Source organism: Streptomyces sp. NPDC048612 (assembly GCF_043199295.1).
Taxonomy (GTDB): domain Bacteria; phylum Actinomycetota; class Actinomycetes; order Streptomycetales; family Streptomycetaceae; genus Streptomyces.
In genome coordinates this window covers 107769-126008 of sequence record NZ_JBICVV010000023.1, presented here as the reverse complement: position 1 = coordinate 126008, position 18240 = coordinate 107769, and the positions used below count along the sequence as shown (strand labels likewise).

17 protein-coding genes are annotated in these 18240 nt (G+C 70.4%); 8 read left to right on the top strand and 9 right to left on the bottom strand.

The features are described from left to right. Positions 1-11: 11 nt before the first annotated feature. Positions 12-692 (bottom strand): alpha/beta fold hydrolase, encoded by a 681-nt coding sequence (locus ACGFN2_RS28825; protein ID WP_393365434.1) that lies wholly within the window; start codon positions 690-692, stop codon positions 12-14. A 268-nt stretch (positions 693-960) separates the two neighbouring features. Here ACGFN2_RS28825 and ACGFN2_RS28820 point away from each other — a divergent pair, with 268 nt between their 5' ends. Further along, positions 961-3297, top strand: a complete 2337-nt coding sequence (locus ACGFN2_RS28820; RefSeq protein ID WP_393365432.1) for an ATP-binding protein — start codon at positions 961-963, stop codon at positions 3295-3297. Positions 3298-3396: 99 nt separating this feature from the next. On the opposite strand, the gene ACGFN2_RS28815 is transcribed toward ACGFN2_RS28820, so the two are convergent. After that, on the bottom strand, positions 3397-3777 hold the full coding sequence (locus tag ACGFN2_RS28815) for a winged helix-turn-helix transcriptional regulator (RefSeq protein ID WP_393365430.1): 381 nt from the start codon (positions 3775-3777) through the stop codon (positions 3397-3399). A 111-nt stretch (positions 3778-3888) separates the two neighbouring features. Here ACGFN2_RS28815 and ACGFN2_RS28810 point away from each other — a divergent pair, with 111 nt between their 5' ends. After that, positions 3889-5427 (top strand): MFS transporter, encoded by a 1539-nt coding sequence (locus ACGFN2_RS28810; protein WP_393365428.1) that lies wholly within the window; start codon positions 3889-3891, stop codon positions 5425-5427. 35 nt (positions 5428-5462) lie between these two features. On the opposite strand, the gene ACGFN2_RS28805 is transcribed toward ACGFN2_RS28810, so the two are convergent. Then, a complete protein-coding gene (locus tag ACGFN2_RS28805; RefSeq protein WP_393365426.1) occupies positions 5463-6011 on the bottom strand; it encodes a TetR/AcrR family transcriptional regulator in 549 nt (182 codons plus the stop codon). 262 nt (positions 6012-6273) lie between these two features. Here ACGFN2_RS28805 and ACGFN2_RS28800 point away from each other — a divergent pair, with 262 nt between their 5' ends. Continuing rightward, positions 6274-6723, top strand: a complete 450-nt coding sequence (locus tag ACGFN2_RS28800) for a hypothetical protein (protein WP_393365424.1) — start codon at positions 6274-6276, stop codon at positions 6721-6723. Between the two features lie 103 nt (positions 6724-6826). Here the strand turns inward: ACGFN2_RS28800 and ACGFN2_RS28795 are convergent, their stop codons facing one another. Further along, positions 6827-7306 (bottom strand): nucleoside deaminase, encoded by a 480-nt coding sequence (locus ACGFN2_RS28795; RefSeq protein ID WP_393365422.1) that lies wholly within the window; start codon positions 7304-7306, stop codon positions 6827-6829. 199 nt (positions 7307-7505) lie between these two features. Then, positions 7506-7826 (bottom strand): RNHCP domain-containing protein, encoded by a 321-nt coding sequence (locus ACGFN2_RS28790; protein ID WP_393365470.1) that lies wholly within the window; start codon positions 7824-7826, stop codon positions 7506-7508. 596 nt (positions 7827-8422) lie between these two features. On the opposite strand from ACGFN2_RS28790, the gene ACGFN2_RS28785 reads away from it, so the two are divergent. The 3 genes from ACGFN2_RS28785 to ACGFN2_RS28775 all read left to right on the top strand — a co-directional run bounded on the left by ACGFN2_RS28785 (position 8423) and on the right by ACGFN2_RS28775 (position 10548). Beyond that, the gene (locus tag ACGFN2_RS28785) at positions 8423-9007 is read left to right on the top strand and encodes a hypothetical protein (protein ID WP_393365420.1); all 585 of its coding nucleotides are present in this window, start codon (positions 8423-8425) and stop codon (positions 9005-9007) included. Positions 9008-9274: 267 nt separating this feature from the next. After that, positions 9275-9709 carry a helix-turn-helix domain-containing protein gene (locus ACGFN2_RS28780; RefSeq protein WP_393365418.1) on the top strand — a complete coding sequence of 145 codons (435 nt, stop codon included), beginning with the start codon at positions 9275-9277 and terminating at the stop codon, positions 9707-9709. Further along, positions 9706-10548, top strand: a complete 843-nt coding sequence (locus ACGFN2_RS28775) for an alpha/beta fold hydrolase (protein WP_393365415.1) — start codon at positions 9706-9708, stop codon at positions 10546-10548. Before ACGFN2_RS28780 ends, ACGFN2_RS28775 begins: the two co-directional genes overlap by 4 nt. A gap of 56 nt (positions 10549-10604) precedes the next feature. Here the strand turns inward: ACGFN2_RS28775 and ACGFN2_RS28770 are convergent, their stop codons facing one another. After that, the gene (locus tag ACGFN2_RS28770; protein WP_393365413.1) at positions 10605-11468 is read right to left on the bottom strand and encodes a trypsin-like serine peptidase; all 864 of its coding nucleotides are present in this window, start codon (positions 11466-11468) and stop codon (positions 10605-10607) included. Between the two features lie 965 nt (positions 11469-12433). On the opposite strand from ACGFN2_RS28770, the gene ACGFN2_RS28765 reads away from it, so the two are divergent. Together ACGFN2_RS28765 and ACGFN2_RS28760 are read left to right on the top strand one after the other, a co-directional pair. Then, entirely contained in the window at positions 12434-13135 is a 702-nt protein-coding gene (locus ACGFN2_RS28765) for a class I SAM-dependent DNA methyltransferase (protein WP_393365411.1), read from the top strand. Between the two features lie 314 nt (positions 13136-13449). Then, positions 13450-15261, top strand: a complete 1812-nt coding sequence (locus ACGFN2_RS28760; protein WP_393365409.1) for a SpoIIE family protein phosphatase — start codon at positions 13450-13452, stop codon at positions 15259-15261. On the opposite strand, the gene ACGFN2_RS28755 is transcribed toward ACGFN2_RS28760, so the two are convergent. The 3 genes from ACGFN2_RS28755 to ACGFN2_RS28745 form a co-directional block, all read right to left on the bottom strand. Further along, positions 15231-15545: a hypothetical protein gene (locus ACGFN2_RS28755; RefSeq protein WP_393365407.1), complete on the bottom strand. Its 315-nt coding sequence runs from the start codon at positions 15543-15545 to the stop codon at positions 15231-15233. The genes ACGFN2_RS28760 and ACGFN2_RS28755 overlap by 31 nt on opposite strands. Next, positions 15509-15829, bottom strand: coding sequence for a PIG-L deacetylase family protein (locus tag ACGFN2_RS28750; RefSeq protein WP_393365405.1), 321 nt, complete (start codon positions 15827-15829; stop codon positions 15509-15511). The genes ACGFN2_RS28755 and ACGFN2_RS28750 overlap by 37 nt, the downstream gene beginning before the upstream one ends. 98 nt (positions 15830-15927) lie before the next feature. Then, the gene (locus ACGFN2_RS28745) at positions 15928-18024 is read right to left on the bottom strand and encodes an ABC transporter ATP-binding protein (RefSeq protein WP_393365403.1); all 2097 of its coding nucleotides are present in this window, start codon (positions 18022-18024) and stop codon (positions 15928-15930) included. Positions 18025-18240 lie beyond the last annotated feature (216 nt).

Genomic DNA, 18240 nt, shown 5'->3' with positions numbered 1-18240 from the left:
TGTGTTCTCCTTCAGGCGGTGCGGACTGCGGCGCGGGTGATCAGGTCGGCGACGTTCCGGGCGTGGGACAGGGGCGAGGCGTGGCTGGACGGCACCGACGTGGTCACCGCCCGCATCCGCTCGGCCATGAAGCGCTGTGCCGCCGGCGGCAGGGCGTTGTCCTCCTCGGCCACCTGGTACCAGGACGGGATCGAGCGCCATGCGGGCTCGGCCGACGGGGATTCCAGGCAGGTCAGGGCGGAGGGCTTCTGGACGGCGGCCAGCACCTGCGCGCGCACCGCCGGCACATCGGCCGCGAACACCTCCCGGTAGCGGTCCCGATCGATGCCGCACGCCCCGTCCTCCTGCGGCTGGACCGCCTCGCCCACCGTCGCCCCGAACCGCTGCAGGATCTGGAAACTGCTCTCCCGCTCGTCCGGCGCGAACGCCGCCACGTACACCAGCGCGGAGACGTTCGACGCCTCCGTCACCGCGTTGGTGATCACCGTCCCGCCGTAGGACCAGCCGGCCAGGACCACCGGGCCGGATATCGTCCGCAGCACCCGCTGCGTGGCCGCCACGTCGTCCTCCAGAGAGGTCAGCGGCAACTGCACCGCCGTCACCCGGTGCCCGGCGTCGTGCAGGAACGGGATGACCTCACTCCAACTGGACCCGTCGTGCCACAACCCGTGTACCAACACCACATCTGCCACGGCCATCAATTCCTTCGTTCTACTTCGGCTCGTATCCGGCCGGGCCCGTTCTCCGCGCCCCGGCGGCCCGCTCACGGGAACCGGGGGTGCTCGCCGCCGTGCGGGGGAAAGCACGGCGGCGAGCGGCGGAGGAGGGCCCCTCACGAGCAACCAGACTGCCGGGCCGGACATCGCCGTGAATCACGGAATCTCCGTGAGAATTCGGCGCCACCATGCGCCGGTCGGCGGCGGATTGCCTGGTCCGCGGCGTGCGTCTACGGTGTGGAGCATGGGCGGCACAGTCCGGGGAGCCGGCACGCTGCCGGCGGAGATGACCCGGTTCATCGGGCGACGCAACGAGCTGTCACACGCCAGGACGCTGCTGTCGCGCGGGCGGCTGCTGACGCTGACCGGGCCGGGCGGGATCGGGAAGACCCGGTTGGCGCTGCGGATCGCCGCCGAGACGCAGCGGTCCTTCCCCCGTGGGGTGTGGCTGGTGGAACTGGCCGCGCTGGAGGACGGGGACCGCTTGGCGCAGACCGTGGCGGCCCGCCTGCGACTGGGCAACGAAGCCCTCGGAGACCCCCTGACCAGGCTCGTGGAGCATGCGGCCGGTGAGCGGATGCTGCTGGTGCTGGACAACTGCGAGCACGTACTCGACGCCAGTGCGGAACTGGTCGCCACCTTGCTGAGTGCGGCGCCGGACCTGCGGGTGCTGGCGACGAGCCGTCAGATGCTCGGGGTGCCCGGGGAACATGTGCTGCCGGTGCCCTCGATGCTGCTGCCCGAGGACGACGGCCGGTCCCCGGAGGTGTCCGACGCGGTGACACTGTTCGCCGACCGGGCGGCCGCCATGCGCCCCGACTTCGTCCTCACCCCGGAGAACGCCACGGTCATCCAGGAGATCTGCCAACGGCTCGACGGCGTACCACTGGCGATCGAACTCGCCGCGGCCCGGCTGCGGGTCCTGTCGGCACAGGAGATCCTGCTGCGCCTCGACGACCGCTTCGCGCTGCTCACCGCGGGCTCGCGGACCGCGCTGCCCCGTCAGCAGACCCTCCGGGCGGCGATCGACTGGAGCCACGACCTGTGCACGGACCAGGAACGCCTGATGTGGTCCCGGCTGTCGGTGTTCCCCGACAGCTTCGACATGCCGGCGGCCGAGCAGGTGTGCAGCGGGGACGGCATCCAGCGGGGCGAGGTGCTCGACCTCGTCGTCGCTCTGGTGGACAAGTCCGTCCTGGCGAGTGAGGAGCGCGGGGCACGGATGCGGTACTGGCTGCCGGACACCCTGCGCCAGTACGGGCGGGAGCGGCTGGCCGCCTCGGGGGAGGAGCACGGGCTGCGCGAGCGGCACCGTGACCACTACCGGACGGTGGCCGAAGAGGCCGAGGCAGCCTGGTTTGGCCCCGGCCAGCTGGCCTGGTTCACCCGGCTGCGCGCCGAACACCCCCATTTCCAGGCCGCGTTGGACTTCATCCTGAGCGAGCCCGGCCAGGCGCAGGCGGCGATGGGACTGGCCGCTTCGCTGTGGATACACCGGCTCGGCTTCGGCTCCTTCAACGAGGGACGGGGCTGGCTGGGCCGGGCCCTGGCCCTCGACGAGGAGCCGACTCCGTATCGGGCGAAGGCGCTGTTCGTGGACGGACTGCTGGCCGTACTCCAGGGCGACATCAGCGGGGCGGACCGCCGGGTGAGCCAGTGCCGCGCGGTCGAGGAAGCCCTCGGAGACGTCCCGGACCTGACCCGCGCACGGGTCACCCTCGCCGGGCTCGTGGCACTGTTCCAGGGCGACTTCGCGCAGGCCGTCCCGCTGCTGGAGGACGCACTCGCACGGCATCAGACGGCCGGCGACGCCGGAAATGCCGCCGTCACGTCCTTCATGCTCACCACCGCCTGTACCGATCCCGGCGACCAGGCCGGCACCGTCCACGCCGAACGCTGCCTCGCCCTGTGCGAGGCCCACGAGGCCCAGTGGTCCCGTACCCACGCGCTGTGGGCCCTGGGCCTGGACCACTACCGGCACGGCCGGCACCAGCGCGCAGGCACCCTCGTCCGGCACGCCCTGCGGGAGAAGCCGCTCTCTCACGACCAGTGGGGCGTGGCCCAGTGCCTGGAGGTACTGGGCTGGTGCGCCGCCGCGTCGGACCTCGGCGAACGGGCCGCCACCCTGATGGGCGCGGCCGACGCCACCTGGCAGGTCGCCGGCTCCGCGCTCTCCGGCCTCGGCCACCTCCAGGCCGGCCACCAGCAGTGCGAGGCGGCCCTGCGCACCGGCCTGGGCGACGCCGCCTACACCGCGGCCTTCGAAGCGGGCCGCCGCCTCACCCTGGAACAGTCCGTCGCCTACGCCCTCGAAGAGTCCCCGACCCCCGCCCCGCCCCCGCCCGGACAGGACGCCTCGGCGCCGCTCACCCGCCGCGAGAACCAGGTCGCCGGCCTGGTCGCACAGGGCATGACCAACAAGGACATCGCCGCCGAACTGACCATCTCCCGCCGCACCGCCGAAGGCCACGTAGAACACATCCTGACCAAACTCGGCTTCACCTCCCGCGCCCAGATCGCCGCCTGGGCAACGGCGAACGGCACGGGCGAGGCGGGGGAGGGGCGCCGGGCGGCTCGTTGAGAGGGCGGTCGCATCGCGGTGCATCTGCCGCTGTCCGAACTCTGGCTGATGGACACCGTGGACGACCTGGTCCTGCGCTCCCAACTCGCCGACCACAGGTCATTCTTGGGTGGCTGTCGACCCCTCATCCCCCGCCTGGCGCGTGCGGAGTTCGCGGTACCAACTTCCCCAGGCGTCGAGCCGGCCGACGATGTCCCGCAGGCTCTCGCCGGCCTCGGTGAGCGTGTACTCCACCTTCGGCGGCACCTCCGCGTAGACCGTCCGCGACACGAGACCGTCCTCCTCCAGCTCCCGCAGCTGGCGGGTGAGCATCCGCTGGGTGACGGTCGGCATGGCCTGTTTGAGTTCGCCGAACCGGTGGGTGCCCAACAGGAGGTACCGGATGATCAGCAGTTTCCATTTCCCGCCGACGACCGACAGCATCACCTCGGTGTTGCACCACTCGGCCATCGCTTCGATCTGCTCGCGTTCCCGCCTCATGATCGTCACCTTAGACAGGTATACCGACGGAAACCATGTGGCCGGAGTGGTACCGAGGCACATGAAAGACCGTACTTGTGGCCGGAGTTCCCCGCCGCACACAGTGGAGCGGTGCTGACTGAGACCCCGCAGGAGACCCGACAGAAGTCCCGACAGAAGACCCCACACCGATGGGCGGCGCTGGGTGTGCTGTGCGCCGCTCTTCTCATGGTCGGGATGGACCTGACCGTGCTGAACGTGGCGGTGCCGACGATCAGCAGGGAGCTTCTGCCGAGCGGTTCCGAACTCCTCTGGGTCGTCGACAGCTACGCGCTGACCGTCGCCGCCGGGCTGATCGCCTGCGGGACACTCGGGGACCGGTTCGGACGCAAGCGGATGCTGATGACCGGCTTCGTGCTCTTCGGGCTCGCGTCGGCGGGCGCGGCACTGTCGGCCGCCCCCGGGCAGTTGATCGCCGCTCGGGCGGCACTCGGGGTCGGCGGCACGATGATCATGACCAGCACGCCCGCCCTCATCAGGGACATATTCCCCGACGCCCGGGAACGGTCGGTGGCGATCGGCCTGTGGACCGCGGCGAACAGCGTGGGCGTCTCTGTGGGCCCGCTCCTGGGCGGACTGCTGATCGAGCACTTCTGGTGGGGTTCGGTGTTCCTGGTCAATGTGCCGGTGGTGGCGCTCGCCGTGGCCGGCGGCGCCCTGCTGCTGCCCGAGTCACGTCACACCCGGCCGCACCGGTGGGACGCGATCAGCGCCGGGATGTCGGTCGTGGGGCTCGGCACCCTCGTGTACGCGTTCCAGCAGCTGGGCGAGCACGACGGTTCCGGGCCGGCGCTCTGGGCCACCGCGCTCCTCGGCGCGGCACTCCTGACCGGCTTCGTCGTCCGGCAGCGCCGCCTCCGCCAACCGCTGCTGGACGTCACACAGTTCGCCGACCGCCGCTTCTCCCTCTCCGCGCTGTGCATCCTGGGGTGCTACGGCGCCTACACCGCGCTGCTCTTCCTCCTCGCCCAGCGCTTCCAACTCCTGGACGGCTATTCCCCGTTGGGCGTCGGCCTGGCTCTGGCGCCGTTGGCGCTGGCCAACGCCGGCGGCGCGGCCGTGGCACCGCGCTGCGCCGCACGGTGGGGAGGCCGGCGGAGCCTGTCCGGCGGACTGCTGCTGTGTGCGCTGGCGCTGGCCGGGTTCGCTCTGTTCGGTGCCACGGACAACTACCTGTCTCTGGTGGCCGCGGGACTCGGCTCCGGGGCGGTCATGACCCTGTGCTCCGACGCGATTCTGGGCGCGGCGACGCCGGAGCGCGCGGGAGAGGCCGGAGCCGTCCAGGAAACCGCCTTCTCCCTGGGGGCAGGACTCGGCGTCGCCGTCCTGGGAACCGTGCTCTCCCTGGCCTACCGCTCCGACTTCGCCCCGGCCCCCGGCGCGTCGACGCAGCAGTGGGCCACCGCACGCGGCTCGCTCGGCGCCGCCACCGAAGTGGCCGTACGGGCCGGCGGGCGGGTCGGTGACGCCCTACGGAGCGCCGCCGAGCACGCCTTCGACACCGGCTTTGCGCTGGCTACCGCGAGCGCCGCCGCCGTCCTCGCCCTGCTGAGCGTCCTGACCTGGAGAGGGCTGCGCACGCCTGATGGTCCTCGCCGTAGGCCCAACTGACGCCGATGTAGCGAAAGTTCCTCCGCCAGTGCCCCCTAGGCCAACAGCAGCCCGGTGGCCGCGTCGAGTACGTCGGCGCGGGTACGGGTGCCGTGGTCGGCCGCCAGGAAGTGTTTGCCGACGGCGAGGGAGAAGGCGAGCATGCTGCGGGCCTCGACCTCGTCCTGGTCGGTACAGAAGGTGCTGAACAGCGAGCGGGCGTAGTCCATTCTGCGGTTGTCGACGCGGCGGAGCCGTTGCGCGACCGGCGGGTCGTGGCGAGCCCAGGCCCGGACGGCGAGGTCGATCGGCAGCAGGGTGTCGGAGAAGGTGAGGGCGCCCGCGCGCCGTACCTTCTCCCTGGCGTCGCCCCCCTCCGTCTCGACGCGCTCGATCACTTCATCCGTGCTCATCCGCTCCCAGGTGTCGAGCATCTCTTCCAGCAGCGCGCCACGGTCCTTGAAGTGCCAGTAGAAGCCGCCCCGGGTGACGCCCAGCGTCTTGGCCAGCGGCTCGACCCGCACGGCGCCCGGCCCGCCCGCAGCGAGGGCGCGGAGCCCGGCTTCGATCCATGTGCTGCGCGGGGTGCGTGTCGGTGCCGCCATCGGTTACTCCTCGTCGGTGTGAGTCCGCCAAGGAGTCTGCCTCAGGCGGCACGCTGCTAACATCCATCCATACATAACTGTATGGATGAACGGACGCCCATGACACTCCCGCCCGCCGCGCACATCGCGCGCATCGCCCGGCCGTGGCGCATCCATGGGCTCACCAGGGGTTTCCGTTGCCGCAGTACTGGCCACAGACCCACACCACATATAAGGGGCAGCCATGCTTGATCCCGCGTCAGACCGAAAGAGCCCCGAGAGGGTGCGCCACGTCCCGGTGCCGTCCCACGCGCGTCAGCTCAGCACGCTGGCCCGGATCGACTACGAGAACGCCGTGCTCGCCGACCTCGGCCCGGTACAGGACCGCACCGCCGAGCAGTGGGCGCGAACGATCATGGAGGACGCGCCGTCCGACATGCAGCGCACCCTCACCCAGGGCTGGACCGCGCTCGGTCTCCAGCTCGGCCCGGCCCGGTCCGAAGGCTTCGTGCTCGGCTGGCGGGTGCAGCACAGCACTCCGGACCTCGTGCTCCTCTCGGCCGCTCCCACCCTCGGCCTGAGCGGTGAGCTGCTCCTCCAGCGCCGGCCGCACTCGCTGCTGTTGTCCTGCTTCATCCGGCTGGACGACGACAGGGCACGCGCCCTGTGGGACCGGACCGAGAGCCGGCACCCCAAGGCCATGCACCAGATGCTCGAACGAGCCACGCGGTAGCGGCAGTTCATGGCAATGCATGGCGGCGCACGGCGGTGCATGGCTGTGTCCCAGCGGTGTGGCGGGCTGCGTCAGAGCGTTCTGCGGGAGGCCGTCGCGCCGCTCAAGGGGCGCCGTGAAAGCGGCGGTGCAGGTCGCGTACCTGCTCCGCGAGCCCGGGAATCGGGCCCTCCACCGCGAGGCCGGGGACGATCTCCTGAATCGGCAGCGGCCGCACGGGAGGCATCGGAACCTTCAACTCCGAGAGCCAGGAGGCAAGTTGCTCGGACGAACTCACGTACACGATGCGTCCCAACCCGACCCAGCCATGCGCGGCGGCACACATCGGGCAGTGCTCACCGGAGGTGAACACCGTCGCCACCGCCCGTTCCTCGGGGGTCATGTTCGCCGCGGCCCAGCGCGCCAGCTCGAACTCCGGGTGGCGGGTCCGGTCACCTGAAGCCACCCGGTTGTGGTCCTCCGCAAGCACGGTCCCGTCCGCAGCGACAAGCACCGATCCGAACGGTTCGTCGCCCGCCTCCAGCGCCTCGCGCGCCAACTCCACACAACGGCGCAGGTGCCTCTGTTCAGCGTCGCTCACCATGACTGCCTCCCATATGTGATCTTCAGCGGACGCCGGCCCTCGATCCGCTCTGCGTACGCCGAGGAATCCCAGTGTGCAGCGGTGGACTGCGGGCGGTTACGCAATCGAGCGGACCAATGGCCAAGCTGGTGGTCAAGGTCAAGTAGGCACGGCGGTGCCCACGGGGTGTTCCCGTGGGCACCGCCACCAGTCGTTGAAGCTACCTGCCGGACGCCATCAGCGTGATGATGGCGTCGATGTTGTCGCCTTGCACCGGGTCGTCGGCGACCCTGTTGGGCCGGACGAAGCCGCACGCGACACAGCGGTGGACGAGCACGAGCCCCTTACCGCGGCGGCGCTCGACGTGCTGCGGGCGCATCATCCCGTGACAGGCGGAGGCCCGGTCGCCGGGGCGGATGTCGACGTGCTTGGAGCACAAGCATGTCGGGCAGTGATTCCGGTAGCTCCCGTTGCTCAGCGGCATGACGCTCGTCGTGCAGTTCTCGCAGGTGAACCCCTGGTTCTGGGCGGTTCTGCTGATGGCTCTGCCTCCGGATCGAAGAAGGGATCTTCAATCGGGAGTGCAGGGTTCCGTTCCGTTCTCACCGCTCGTCCGCATTACGCGGCCAAGCGGCTCCCAGGCTTGGTGCGGGCGAGGGACCGGTTCACCGCCTGTTCCCCCTCATCAGGGGTCGGCGATTACTTCCGCTTCCTGCTTCACCGGGGCATCTCTCAGCCGCCGAATCCGGACCTCGACCGGGTTTGCTTGATTGTCCCGGTCACTGTCAGCCGAGCCTCCTCAGCTGCCAGCGGTAGGTGTCGTCCCGCTCTCACTGGCGTCGGCGCCGTCCCCTGATTTCAGAGCCTCGCCATGACCGCCCTACGTGGTCGGCGCATCACTCCTCCTTCGGTGTCGGCGGCACTGTCGCCGATCAGAACACGCTGGGTACGGCGACGACAACCGGATTCCCCGGGGTCGGGTTGCGGCAGTCTCCGGCGCGACGAGGACGCGAATCCCGAATGGCGCACAGAGGCACTGGTTCGCAGAACGTCGATGGCTGGAGCTTGGTTTCGTGGTGCGCCGGGTACTGCCGGTGTATGTGGGGATGGAGAAAAGCCTTATCGGTGGACCGTTGGGTGGAGGCTCTTTCGCCGGGCGTGGTGCGGCGGGTGCTGGAGGGGGCGGAGGCTCAGCCGCGATGGTTGCCGCGGTGGGTGTTGTCGGTGATCTCGGCCGATGTCGACACCACCGCCGGCGTCGGGGCGGTCTGGCTCATGTGGCTTCCGAAGACCGGGCGCGCGTATGAGCACACCGTGCTTCTGGAGTGGTACGACGAGCGGTGGCGGTACCTGGGCGGCGGCAGTAGTGGCCCGGTGGAGGATGAGCCTGTCGACGTCGACGTGATGGAGATCGTTGGTGAATCCGGCTCGATCAGTCTCACCCGGCGTCCTGCCTCGCCGGACTTCGCCGTCCCTGGCCCATGGGTCGGCTCCGTCGAAGTCCGCCTCGGGCCGGACGTCGGCCGTCTCCTCGTCGACAACCGCAGGATCGACGTTCCCGAGCAGCGCAGGCTCATCGCCGCCTGGCGGACTCCCCACGCGGGCCCCCGGCCGCGCCCCCTCATCGTCGCTTTCGGGCGAGACGGCACCGAACTCACCCGCATCGGCCCCGGCGACACCCTGGACACCCACACCTGGGCCCAGCTGGAAGAGGAGTCGTAGGCGCGTTGTCGGCCGATTTTCACTGAGCTGAGCCTCACGGGGAACCCACCCCTTTGCTGCTCCAGTTGCATCTGCCGCCCCGCAGCAGGATGGGAGGCCGCGGACCAGTGCTGCGGGCCGAGGCTGTCGGTTGCTTGGCGCCGCTGCCGACGCCGACCGGTCGGTAGGGAAGTCCGTCCAGCCTCTTCCGCATCGCTCCTCGACCTTCCTCATCATTCCTCAAAATACTCTGTTGTCCTCGACTAGAGGGGAAAGTAGAGTAGTTTCATGAGTGAACGTCTGTACTCGGTGGAGCAGGTCGCCGAGCATCTCGGGCTGCATGTGAGGACCATCCGCAACTACGTGCGGGACGGTCGACTGGCCGCGGTGCGTATCGGCAAGCAGTACCGGATCGCCCATGCCGATCTGGAGGCATTCACCGGTCGCCCGCTGTCCGGGCAGCCGGACGGGGATGCCGGCGGCGCGCAGCACGCGGAAGTGTCGAGCATCGTGGAGCTGGATGCGGTCTCCCGTCCTACGGCGGACCGCCTGGCCACTCTCCTCACCGCCGGGGTCACCGGCCGCGAGCGGGACGGCGGCAGGCAGTTGCGTATCCAGACCGTCTACGACGAGGGAAGGGCTCGAATGAAGATCGTCATCCTGGGTGGACTGAAGGACACTGCCCAGGTGTTGGAGCACGTCGAGCAGGTGCTGGCGTCATGAGCGTCGCGATCTACAGGTCCGAAGAGGGCGCGGCGGAGGTCCGGCAGCGGTATCAAGAGGTGTTGAACGACTGGCCGGTGCCCGCCGAGCAGGTGCGGGTGCCGACCCGTGAGGGGGACACCTTCGTCCTCGTCTCCGGGCCGCCCGACGCGCCACCGCTCGTCCTGCTGCACGGCGCGGGCGCGAACGCGTCGATGTGGCGCGAGGACATCACCACCTGGGCCGGCCACTTCCGCACCTACGCGGTCGACATCGTCGGGGAACCGGGACTGAGCGCACCGTCCCGGCCCGCCGTGAACTCCCCAGCACCGGCCCGGTGGCTGGACGACGTAGTCGACGGCCTCGGCCTCACCCGTGTTTCCATGGTCGCGGCCTCGTTCGGCGGCTGGCTCGCGGTCGACTACGCGGTCCGCCGCCCGGACAGGGTGACCCGGCTGGCCCTGCTCTGCCCCGGTGGCCTGGGGAAACAGCGGACGATCAGGGTGCTGCGGGCTCTGCTGGTGCGGTCCTTCGGCCGCTGGGGCGCGCGCCGCTCGGTCCGTGCCCTCACCGGCCTCAACTCGCCGCAGGACGCGCCCGTCCTGGAGAGCCTGATGCTGACCTTCGCGCACTTCAAGCCGCGTATGGAACTGTTGCCTCTCTTCTCCGACGCGGCGTTGCGCAGTCTGACGATCCCGGTGCAGGTGACGGTCGGCGACCGCGACGCCATGTTCGACTCACGCGGAACCGCCCGGCGCATACGGCAATGCCTTCCGCATGCGGAGGTGCACATGCTGCCCGGGACGGGGCACGCCGTGCTCGGACGCACCGACTCCGTCCTCGCATTCCTCCGGAGTTGAACCGTCCCTCCGGTCCGTGGGGACGACCGGAGGGACGGCCAGGGCCCGTTAGCCGGTCAGCCGCGTTCCGCCCGCTCGTAGACCTGCTTGGCGGGGTCCCCGAACACCGGGCCGTACATGCGCGTGCCGCTCTCCAGCCCGTCGCCATGGCTGTTGACGGAGACCAGTACGCCCTTTCCGGTCGAGGCGTCGAAGTCGGTCAGCCAAGGGCCGCCGCTGGCACCGCCGTTCATGTCGCAGGGCACGGACTGCTCGCCGGAGCGGGCGGGCGCCGCCGTACCGGTGCAGTGCAGCAGCTCCTCGCCGCGCTGCGGGCGGGTCGCGGGGTAGCCGAAGGCCACGGTCCGCCCGCCGACCCGGTGGTGGAAGGCGATGTCCTGGCCGCCCACCGCATCGGTGAGTTTGCGGCCCTTGGCGTCGGCATCCACGACCAGCGCGGCCACGTCGTTGACGCCGTCCTCCGCCCAGGTGCGCGGGGTCAGGGTGGTGCGCACCGAGAAGGCGCCGTACGGCTGAGCGCCCTTGTGGTAGCCGGGGACGAAGACCAGGTCGGTGTAGGTGTTGACGGGCGAGGCGGGGCGGCGTACGCAGTGTCCGGCGGCCATCACCACGGAGCGGTTGGCGCTCCGGACGGCGGTGGCGGTGCACCAGCTGTCGGCGCCGTCGGCGTTGACGAAGAAGAGCCGGCCGACGGTCTTCATGGCGGCGCCGCGCCACGGCTGGGACTTCGGGCCGGTCGGGCCGAGGTCCACGGACTTCCCCACGGCCTTGATGCGGGCCGGGGTCCAGTAGGCGAGCGCACCCCGACGCTCGGCGGCGGTGTAGCTGACGGTGGACACCGAGTCGGCCGGGGCCTTGGGCGCGGCCGTCGCAGGCATGGGCGCGACGGCGGCGAGCAGGGTGCCCACGGCGGCGGCCATGGTGATCCGTCGACGGCGGCGGGATCTTGAGACGGAGGGGGCAGCGGGGCTGGATGGGGCGGACCGAGCGGGTATCGAGGAGGTGGCCGGGCTGGTGGGAACGGCAGGCACGTGGGGCTCCTGGAGGTAGTGACTGGTCGAGGGGTCGGTCGACACCGTCGATTCACAGGACATGACGGGCTTTCACCTCGCCAGGTTTCACCGGACACGTGACGGATGTCCGTTCGTTCGCCCAGGTACCGCCTCGGCTCCGGCCGGCGTCGCGCTGCCGGGGAGTGGTCTGGAGTGCCTGGAGGTGATGGGGCGGTGGAAGGCGGGTGGCCGGAGGTGTGGGGCGGTGGCGGCGTGAATCTCGCGCAGGGGCCGGCGGACGATCTCCATCGGCACTGGGTGGGCGTGGGCGGCTTCGCATTCATGGGCCACGCGGCCCTGGTGGCGAGGGCTTGGCGACCTGAGGATAGAGGTCGGTGACGCCGGCCTCAGTCGCTGGCTCAGCTCGTTGATCAGGGCGTGGCGCGGCTGTTTCCTGGCCCGGGTGACGATGATGGGCGGTTGCCCCGTATGCGCGGCTGGCGGCCTCCGCACACGATTTGCCGTTCTTTGCGAGACACTTGATGTGATCGATCCGTGGGCGGCTCGGCATCGCGCCGCCGAGCAAGTCCGAGTGCCTGCCCCGTTCGACCCCGTCCATCGCACCGGAACCGCATTCCTGCCGCTCATTAGGGCTTACGCCGACCCCTGCCTGATGGCGCCGAGGGCACGGACCGCCCGGCCTCATCCGCCACGACCCGACCCGCTCCGCCCCGCTCACTCTGATCACCCTGACCGGGCTCTCGCGCCGCGCTCCGGGCGACTGTCAAGCGTTTCGCGCGAGCCCCAGCGGACGGTTTCCCCCAATGCCGTAGCCGATGAAAATCGACCATTATCGATACAATCGAATAGCTGCACGAAAAGAGGTGCAATTCGTGAGCAGAGGGTTCATCGAGGTCGATTACGAGAGCGACGCGGTCGGCTCTGAGGGGATACTGCGCGACCGCGAGGGGCAGGCCGAGGCGTTCGACGCGATCGGTGATCGTTATGACGAGGCGTTCCCGTACAAGAAGGGGCAGCTCGCCGCCGCCGAGTGGCTGATCGGGGCGCTGCCCGCTCGGTCCCGTGTGCTGGATCTGGGCTGCGGAACCGGCCTGCCGACCGCCCGGCAGCTGGTGGAGGCGGGGTTCGAGGTGGTCGGGGTCGATCTGTCCCGTGGGATGGTGGATCTTGCCCGGGAGTATGTGCCCGGTGCGACCTTCCATCGGTTGGACATCGCTGACCTGGGGCCCGGCGGTCCGCACGACCTGGGACGTTTCGATGCGGTCGTGGCCTTCTTCTCCCTGCTGATGCTGCCGCGCACGGAGATCCCCGGGACGCTGCGGACGGTCCACGACCTGCTCGTCCCCGGTGGCCTGTTCACCCTCTCGATGGTGGAGGCTGATGTGGACTACTTCAAGATCCCGTTCCTCGGCCACCTCATCCGGGTCTCCGGCTATTTGCGGGACGACCTGCGCCAGGTCATCGAGGAGGCGGAATTCGAGGTCATCGAGGAGACGTCGTACTCCTACGCTCCGGCGATCTCGGACGTGCCGCCCGAGGAGCAGCTGTTCTTCAACTGTGCGCGACGCGGTTGAGGCCGCCCCGTGAGGTCCCTGGCACCCCCACCGGACGACGGGCGAGACGAGTGATGGAGCCCCGCACTCCCGACCAAGGCCCCGAGAGGCTCGCCGCCGGGGCCGAGGGAGGCCCTGCTCCACCAGACCTGGCATCGAGCCCGGCCCCCGTTGACACCGATGCCGCCGAGCCGCCTCAGCCCGCGAGGCAGCAGCCCTCATCGCCCGACGAGGAGCGGTCCCCGCCGCCCCAGCCCCCGGACGAGGCACCACCACGGACACCGCCGTCCCGGCCGCCGTCTCCTGGGACGCCCGGAAGCCGCCCTTCCGACGACGTGTCCGGCGAATCGAGGGAATGCCTGGGGGCCTCGGAGTCCGGCGCCTCCCGCCCCGCACCGGCGGGCGAGCGTCCTGCGAAGGGCCCCCGGGAACGGACGGAGCACGCCCCCGAGACCCACCAGACCGACCGGCTTCGGTTCCTCGAAGCCGCGGCACAGCGGATCACCGGCGGAATCGACCTCGACGGAACGCTACGAGAGCTCAGGCAGGCAGCGATTCCCGCGTTCGCCGACATGATCGTCGTGCATCTGCGTCATCCGTTTCCGCCCAGGGAGGAGCCGGCGGCCGAGCCGCTTGTCCTGCGGCTGCACAGCCTCGGGCAGGGGCTGGAAGGCTCGGTTACCAGGTCGCCTCCGAGGGCCGCCGAACGCCCGCATCTGACGGTCAACGGCCGATTCGTTGAGGTTCTGCTGGCCCGAGGAGCTGTGTTCGGTGACACCCCGGAGATCGCGCCCGCGGTGGCCGAGCTGCTGGCCCCTGCGGCGAGCATGCCCACGACGCCATCACCGGGCCGACGGCTGATCATCGCCCCGCTGTACGGACGTCAGCTTCTCCTGGGCACCGTTGCCCTGGTGCGCGGAGCCGACCGGCCGCCCTTCGCGACGGACGACCTGCTCGTCGCGTCCCAGCTCGCCGTGCACACCGCGTCGGGCGTAGACCGGACGACGCCGCACGGATACGAAGCCTCGGTCGCCGACGCGCTCCAGCTCACGATGCTGCCGCCGTCGCTCCCCGAGACCACGGGTGTCCGGCTGGCGAGCCGGTATCTGCCGACCGCCGACACCTCCCAGGCCGGCGGTGACTGGTACGACGCGATCCCGCTGCCCGGCAATCGCGTTGCGCTGGTCGTCGGTGACGTCATGGGGCACTCCATCACCTCCGCCGCGATCATGGGCCAGCTGCGCACCACCGTGCAGACCCTCGCCAGGCTCGACCTGCCGCCGGAGGAGGTGCTGTATCACCTCGACGAGCAGGCCCGGCGCCTCGGCAGTGACCACATGGCGACCTGCCTCTACGCCGTCTACGACCCGATATCGCAGCGACTGCAGGTGGCCGACGCGGGCCATCCGCCCCCGGTGCTGCTGCACCCGGGCGGCTCGGCAGAGGTGCTCCAGGCCCCACCCGGTGCGCCGATCGGAGTGGGTGGCGTGCCCTTCGAAACCGTGGAAATGCCCGCGCCCACCGGGGCCACTCTGCTCCTCTACACCGACGGCCTTGTCGAGTCGCGGAACATGGACGTCCTGACCGGCGTGGAACAGCTGCGCGCCCGCCTGGAAGCTGCCGCTGCCAGGCTCGAATCCCCGCCGCTGGACGTGCTCTGCGACGCCGTGCTGACCCTCCTGGAGCCGGACGCCCGGGCTGACGACGTTGCGCTGATAGCCGCCCGGTTCGAGGGTTTTCCGCAGGACAATGTGGCGTACTGGTTCCTCAGCCCCCAGCCGCAAACAGCGGGCCGGGCCCGGCAGTTGACCCGTCGCGCGCTGCACCGCTGGGGTCTGGGATCGATGATCGACGCGACCGAGCTGATGGTCAGCGAGGTGGTGACGAACGCGGTGCGCTATGCCTCCCGCCCGATCGCCCTGCGACTGCTCCGCACCGAGACCCTCCGGTGCGAGGTGGGCGACGACTCGCCGCAGCTGCCCCGGATGCGGCATGCGCGGACGGGCGACGAGGGTGGCCGCGGACTGTTCCTGGTCGACCATCTCGCCCAGCGCTGGGGAGCGACGATGCTCAGCACGGGCAAGGTCGTCTGGTTCGAGCAGGAGATGCCCGACGACTACTGTCCGAAGGGGCCGGACGCACCGTAGTTCCCCGTCCGGGAGCTGCGACGTGCGCCGCCCGGGTATGGCCAGTCGGACGTCAGCTGGTTCGGGTCGGCGGCAGTACCGGCCGCAGCACCGGCCGAGACGTCGATTCGGGCGTAGTGCTCGGTGCCGAGAATCCGGCTTCGGGTTTCCTCAGGGAGACGGGACAGCAAGCCGGGCAACGGGCGCTCCCGCTCCAGCTGGCTGCGGTGCGCCAGGATCGCGTTCCACTTGCGGTCGAGCCAGGGCGTCACATCGACGGTGGTGGTGACGTGCTCGTCCGGCACACTGAGGAGGGTCTTGCCGACCCGGGTGAGCAGTGGTCCCAGGTCGCCGACTCCGGAGTGCGGGCGTCGGCGTACCCGAGCATGCGGGGTTCACCGGCACCGAGGACGGCCAGGGCGTCGCCGAGTTCGGGGGCCCGGTGGCTGTCCGGAGCCCAGGTGGCGGTGACGACCGCGGTGCGCGCACCGGCGGCGGCATGACAGGCCAGAACTCCGCCACTGAGCAGGGATTCATCGTCCGGATGCGCGAACACACCCAGCAGGGACGGGGGAGAGGGATGTGTCACGGAGGAGCGGCCTTTCTGACGGCGAAGGGCTGAAGGGCGTGCGGCACACGGCGGTGGCCCACGGCACCCGGCGGGGCTGCGTCGCGCCTCACCGCGCCTCACTTCGCCTCCTCCCGCCGCGGAGCGGCACCTCCCCGAGAAGCGGCACCGTCCCGAGGCGCGGCACCATCCCGACAACCAGAACCGCGCCGAGGAGCCGGCAGCGCATCGCCGTCGGCCTGGGTGAGCCCGTACTGGGCGGCCTGGGCGACGAACATGCCCCGGTAGCGGCCGTCTTCCACGGCCATGAGCTGCTCGTGGGTGCCCTCTTCGACGACCTCTCCGCGGTCGAGCACGTAGATGTGGTCGGCCTTCGCGGTCGCGGCCAGCCGGTGGGTGACCAGCACGACCGCGTGGCCCTGATCGGCCAGTGACCACAGCCCCTCGAAGGCCGCGATCTCCGCGTGCGGGTCGAGAGCCGAGGTGGGTTCGTCGACGAGGAAGAACGGAGCGTCGCGGTAGCGGCTGCGAGCGGTTCCCAGCTTCTGCCACTGGCCACCCGAGAGCTGGACACCGCGCTCGTATCCCTTGAAGACGATCGAGTCGTATCCGTGGGGCAGGCCTGTGATGAGTTCGTGCACGTCAGCGGCCCGTGCGGCCTCCGTGACCCGGCCCATGTCCCGGGGGCGGTCGCCGACGCCGATGGCCACGTTCGTGGCCGCGGTCATCTCCCAGTGCGGGAAGTCCTGCGCGAGCAGCCCGACCGAGGCGAAGACCTCGCCGCGGTCGGCCTCGCGGAGTTCGACCCGTTCGCCCGGCTCCCCTTCCCACCACACGTGCCCATCGGTGGGCAGCAGCAGCCCGGCCACGATCTTGGTGAGGGTCGTCTTCCCCGAGCCGTTCGCACCCACCAGGGCCGTCACCCGGCCCCTGCGGACGGACAGGCTCACGCCCTTGAGCGAAGGCGAATCGGCTCCCGGGTAGGTATAGGACACGCCTTCCACGTGCACGGTGCGGACGGGGGAGGGCAAGGGCCTGCCGGTGCGCGGGATCGCGTGCTCGGTGGCCAGTTCGGTGGCGTGCTTGGTGTCGGTGAGGAACAGCAGCTCCTCGTAGAGCCGGTTGACCTGCTGCACCAGGGACGTCAGCCGCTCGGTGGACGTACGGATGGCGATCACCGCGGTGCCTCCGACAGCGAGCGGCAGCCCGCCGGCGGCCAGCAGCCACCACAGCAACCCGTAGCAGGCCAGCGACGCGAGACCGGCGAAGCCGCCGGCGACCAGGTCCGTGTGCGCCTGGGCCCGCGCCAGCCGGCGCTGCTCCGTCTCCGTCTGCCGCGACATCTCCTCGTACCCGCGCAGCAGCGTCGCACCGGCCGCGTGCACACGGATCTCCCCGGCGGCGTGCGGCCGGGTCAGATACGCCAGCAGTGACGCGATCGCACGCCGGTGGTCGATCCAGTTCAGCCGCGAGGTGTACTCGCGTCGTGCGGAGCGCACCGCCCCCCAACCCTTGGGAAGGGCGATCGCCAGCAGCATCGGCAGCAAGATCCAGTGCAGCGACACCAGGACGACGGCGGCCGCCACCATGCCGATCAGGACGTTGCCCACGCCCACCGACAACCGCAGCATGCTGCGCGCCGAGTCCGTGCCGAACTTGCCTGCTTCCAGGACCCGTTGGACCTCCGGCTGCTCGGTCGCTTCCACCTCGACCTGGGTGACGGCCGCGTAATACCGGGCCGAGACCGAGCGTTCCACCTGCGGCTCCAGGCGGCCGGACATCGCCGTCGACCACGCCGCCAGCAGTGCCGACCCCACTGACACCACCGCCAACACCACCAACGACGGCAGGGCGTCACGCAGCTTGTCCGCGGTCGGGCCGTCCGCGAACAGCTGTGTGAGGACCCGATTGACCGCGACCAGCCCCCAGGCGGCAGTCACCCCCTGCCCGACCTGGGCGGCCACGACGCCTGCCAGCGCCCTGCGGTCCGCCTCCCATCCGGTGCGCAGCACCATCCCCACCATGCGCGGCAGGGCCGCCGCCATCTGCCCGAATCGCAGCCGGGCCACCGCGTCCTCGTACTGGACGAACGTCTGGTCCCAGCGGAGCCGGCCCCCGTAGAGCTCGCGCTCCGCGTTCGAGATGCCGCCCTCGTTCGCCGTTGCTGTCCCTCGCCCGCTCTTGTTCGTATCGCGGCGTGGCCCGGTCGATGTCAACGTCGCCTCCCCCTTTGGCAGTTGTGCCAGTGTCATCAGGCTCAACGACCGAGCCCGGATTTCGAACACATGTCTTTCGGTCGGACCGAGAACCCCGGCGCAGAGCGGTTCGTGGCCGGTGCGGGATACACCGACCCTTGTCCCGCAAGCACCGCCCATCGAACGCCGAGTGGCCGAAACGCCGATGTCCTGCCCGGGAGTGGGGCGTCGGCGCGC

Coding starts and splice junctions, on each gene's coding strand:
- ACGFN2_RS28820 (WP_393365432.1), top strand. CDS start 961: ATGGGCGGCACAGTCCGGGGAGCCGGCACGCTGCCGGCGGAGATGACC.
- ACGFN2_RS28805 (WP_393365426.1), bottom strand. CDS start 6,011: ATGGCGGCACCGACACGCACCCCGCGCAGCACATGGATCGAAGCCGGG.
- ACGFN2_RS28780 (WP_393365418.1), top strand. CDS start 9,275: ATGAGTGAACGTCTGTACTCGGTGGAGCAGGTCGCCGAGCATCTCGGG.
- ACGFN2_RS28775 (WP_393365415.1), top strand. CDS start 9,706: ATGAGCGTCGCGATCTACAGGTCCGAAGAGGGCGCGGCGGAGGTCCGG.
- ACGFN2_RS28795 (WP_393365422.1), bottom strand. CDS start 7,306: ATGGTGAGCGACGCTGAACAGAGGCACCTGCGCCGTTGTGTGGAGTTG.
- ACGFN2_RS28815 (WP_393365430.1), bottom strand. CDS start 3,777: ATGAGGCGGGAACGCGAGCAGATCGAAGCGATGGCCGAGTGGTGCAAC.
- ACGFN2_RS28770 (WP_393365413.1), bottom strand. CDS start 11,468: ATGGCCGCCGCCGTGGGCACCCTGCTCGCCGCCGTCGCGCCCATGCCT.